The sequence below is a fragment of the Haliscomenobacter sp. genome (genome assembly GCF_040403615.1).
Lineage (GTDB): Bacteria > Bacteroidota > Bacteroidia > Chitinophagales > Saprospiraceae > Haliscomenobacter.
Genome location: NZ_JBBAKG010000231.1, coordinates 1 through 3,153, shown reverse-complemented (window position 1 = coordinate 3,153; position 3,153 = coordinate 1). Strand labels below are relative to the sequence as shown.

Annotated in this window: 5 protein-coding genes; 1 reads left to right on the top strand and 4 read right to left on the bottom strand. The window is 42.9% G+C overall.

The genetic code is table 11. The features are described 5' to 3' along the window. Window positions 1–82 precede the first annotated feature (82 nt). Complete coding sequence (locus tag ABW391_RS29070) at window positions 83–877, top strand: DUF4058 family protein (RefSeq protein WP_353485414.1); 795 nt, start codon at window positions 83–85, stop codon at window positions 875–877. A gap of 71 nt (window positions 878–948) precedes the next feature. On the opposite strand, the gene ABW391_RS29065 is transcribed toward ABW391_RS29070, so the two are convergent. The 4 genes from ABW391_RS29065 to ABW391_RS29050 form a co-directional block, all read right to left on the bottom strand. Beyond that, window positions 949–1,344, bottom strand: a complete 396-nt coding sequence (locus ABW391_RS29065; RefSeq protein WP_353485413.1) for a hypothetical protein — start codon at window positions 1,342–1,344, stop codon at window positions 949–951. Continuing rightward, the gene (locus ABW391_RS29060) at window positions 1,328–2,077 is read right to left on the bottom strand and encodes a methyltransferase (protein WP_353485412.1); all 750 of its coding nucleotides are present in this window, start codon (window positions 2,075–2,077) and stop codon (window positions 1,328–1,330) included. Before ABW391_RS29060 ends, ABW391_RS29065 begins: the two co-directional genes overlap by 17 nt. Continuing rightward, window positions 2,074–2,811: a DUF2071 domain-containing protein gene (locus tag ABW391_RS29055; protein WP_353485411.1), complete on the bottom strand. Its 738-nt coding sequence runs from the start codon at window positions 2,809–2,811 to the stop codon at window positions 2,074–2,076. The genes ABW391_RS29060 and ABW391_RS29055 overlap by 4 nt, the downstream gene beginning before the upstream one ends. Window positions 2,812–2,883: 72 nt before the next feature. After that, window positions 2,884–3,153, bottom strand: a 270-nt coding sequence (locus ABW391_RS29050; protein WP_353485410.1) for a 3-keto-disaccharide hydrolase, incomplete at its 5' end; no start/stop codon positions are given.

Genomic DNA, 3,153 nt, shown 5'->3' with positions numbered 1-3,153 from the left:
CGACTTCCTATTCAAAACCCAAAATCGGGAAGTTAATTTTTCTGCGTTACTTACGAAACTTTTTCTTCAAAAGACGGATCAAATGAAGTCACCATTTCCCGGTATGGATCCTTTTCTGGAAGGTTATTTGTGGCCAGATGTGCACAATGAATTGGCAGCGGCCATCAAGGCTCAGCTTGCTCCACAAATAGCACCCAAATACGTAGCCCGCTTGGAATTGTACACCGTGGATGATTCTTCACCCGAATCAGAAATCGGCATCATGTATCCCGATGTGGAGATACTTCGCCGTACTTCAATTGTCAGCGAGCCAATGGTGGCTTATGGCGCAGCAACCGAGGTGGTACCAATTTCAGAACCAACGGTCATCATAGCCAGCAATAAAGCCATCAGCATCAATATACCGGTTGTAGAAATACGGGATGTGGCCAAAAATCGCCTGATCACCGCGATTGAAATCCTCTCACCAGTCAACAAGCGCAAACCTGGACTGGATGCCTATCAAGAAAAACGCATGGACTTGCACCGCAGCGGGGTACACCTGCTCGAAATTGATCTTTTGCGCCGGGGAACACGCCCTTTTGTGCATCCTCGTTTGCCTCAGTCCGATTACCTGGTGTTGTTGATGCGGGCGGGCACTCAAAAAACGGAGGCATGGGCTTTCAATCTACCAGAATCACTCCCGGTACTTCCTATTCCTTTGGCACATCCCGACGCTGATGTGCAAATCAATCTGAGGCAAGCACTTGATTTGATTTACGAGCGCAGCATGTACCAATTGTCGATTGATTATAAGCAAGATCCACCGCCGCCGGAGTTGAATGTGGAAATTGAGGCTTGGTTGAGGGGAATAACTGAAGCGATTCCTTCAACTTAAGTGCTTTAAGGCCGTGACGGGTGAGACGCCATAGGAGTATTTGTTTCAAGTGAAAAGCAATGATTTTGTGGTCAATTGAAATGGGTAACCCAAAAGACGATACTTACATAAATCCAAAGCAATGAAAACAAAATGTGTGCAATGGTTTCAAATGACTTCCCTTTCCAAAGATCGGATGAGTAGCCAAAAAACTGAATCAACAGCCGGATCGTCCAGAATACGCCAAGTCCTAGGGCTATTTTTTTGCCAAGGCTTGTTTCCAGCAGTTCGTTTGCCGAGGTCAGGCACAACAATCCCATTAAAAACACCATTAACGCGATAAAAAACGTATGCACCACCATCATTTGGCGGTTGATCAAACTCAAGGCGGGCAATTCTTTTTTCCAATTGAAATACCTTGGAAAAATGAGGTGGAGCAAAGCCAGTGCCATCAATAGTATGCCAATGATTTTAAGGTGTATTGCCATTTTTGTCAAGGATAAAAATTGAAATAAATGAGGTAAGTTTTAATTCATCAATGAGGTAAAGGCCTGCCCCCTGGAAAGTTTTTAGCCAGGATGATTTGGAGTGGAAATGTAAAAAACCAATGTTGAATGCCAAAAAATTGGGAATATCTCGCAAATGTTCGATAACGTAGATTTGTCCAGTCGGTTGAATTACTCTTTTCAGCTCCTCAAAAAAAACAACCCTTTCATTGACATCCCGGATCTCGTGTGCGGACAATATCACGAATATTTTAGCCGCTGAATTACTGAGCAATTTTAAGTCACTGGTTTCAACTTGTAAGGTGCCAGGAAAGGGGGGATAGGCTTTTCTTGCTCTTTTGATGGAAACTTCGGTGTGTTTTACTGGGTCGTAAAAATCGAGTACCATCAATTCAGCATTGTTAAATTTGGCTTTTAACAAAGCACTGGTTTCGTCAAATCCAGCATTGATGTTTACAATAGTGCTGTCAGTAATTCGTGGATTCAACCATTTGAAATGATAAAGGCCAGATAGATCATACACGTACCATGAAACCAATAAAGAAACAAGGGTAGAGGCCGCGGCCAAAATACAAATGATCAGCAGAAAAGGCTGCAAGGGTTTTTCAAGGAAGTTAATTGCAAACAACAATGACCCTAGCAATACAAAAGCAAAAACATAAAAATGCCAATTGAATCGCACGATGTTTAACAGCCCTTGGAAAGGTTTTCTCATGGTTTCCATTTTTCTATTTTGCCTTTTTTCCAAAGGTAAGGAATATCCCGAATGACAAAGGCATTGGCTAAAACGGGATTTTCCAGTTGCAGTGAATCTAAAAAGGAAAAATGGTAATCCAGCACTTGGATTGGTTTGGGAGTCCAGTTTTGTCTGACACCTTCAATGATCAACACCTCTTGGGTAGCTGAGTTGTAGGTAAAGGTAAAAGGCAAGGGGCCAGCATAACGCCTGGCTTCTTTCCAATCTGAGAATGGCGACTGAGGAGGCAAAGGGGCTTCTTCGACTTGATCCAAACGGATGGTGAAGTCTGATCGATTGGATTGAATTTCAAGTATTCCACCTTTCTCTGTTTTACTGATGTCAGTTGTAGTGTAGTTGTAATGGGTAAACATATTGCCCATTAATTCCATCCTCTTTTTGTCGGTTTCTGATTTGAGGATGTACAAGCCTCTTAGTTTTTTTCCAGCATTGGTGGTGTACCGGACAAAGACCCGATAGCCAATGAGAAAAAAGTCGTTGCCCATAAATCTTGGAAAACCACGGGGCCGCAGGCCTTTGGTTTGAACCATAGCCACAGCAACAAAGGCCCATTTGTCGTCAAAGGTGTCCAATGTCAGACAGGGTGGGATGAGGCTTTCCAACTGTTCTTTTGGAACCGCAAAAGTGAGCACCAAAGAACTTTCAAAATAGGCTTCAACTGCAAAAGGGTGATTTTTCAGAAAGGAAAGCATACTAGATCTTTTTGTTCAAATGAAACTCATTGTAATAAATGACCACCATAAACAAAAACGCATAATGGGTGCTCATGGTTTTTCAGCTTTTTGAAGGAAAATATTTTTAAAGGACACTTTTGCATTTCCATTTCCATGAATCTGAAGCGCGATCTTGCCCTCCGCGGGGAACTCGTTTTCTGGTTCGGTATAATCAACGGTTTGCACCCCATTCAGCAGGACCACGATGCGCCGGCCAATACACCGAATCTCATAGTGGTTCCAGTCATTTTCATGTAAAAATATTTTTATACCTTCCTGATCTGCGCTGGCAATGGTTCGGTCACGGCGGGATTCATCATA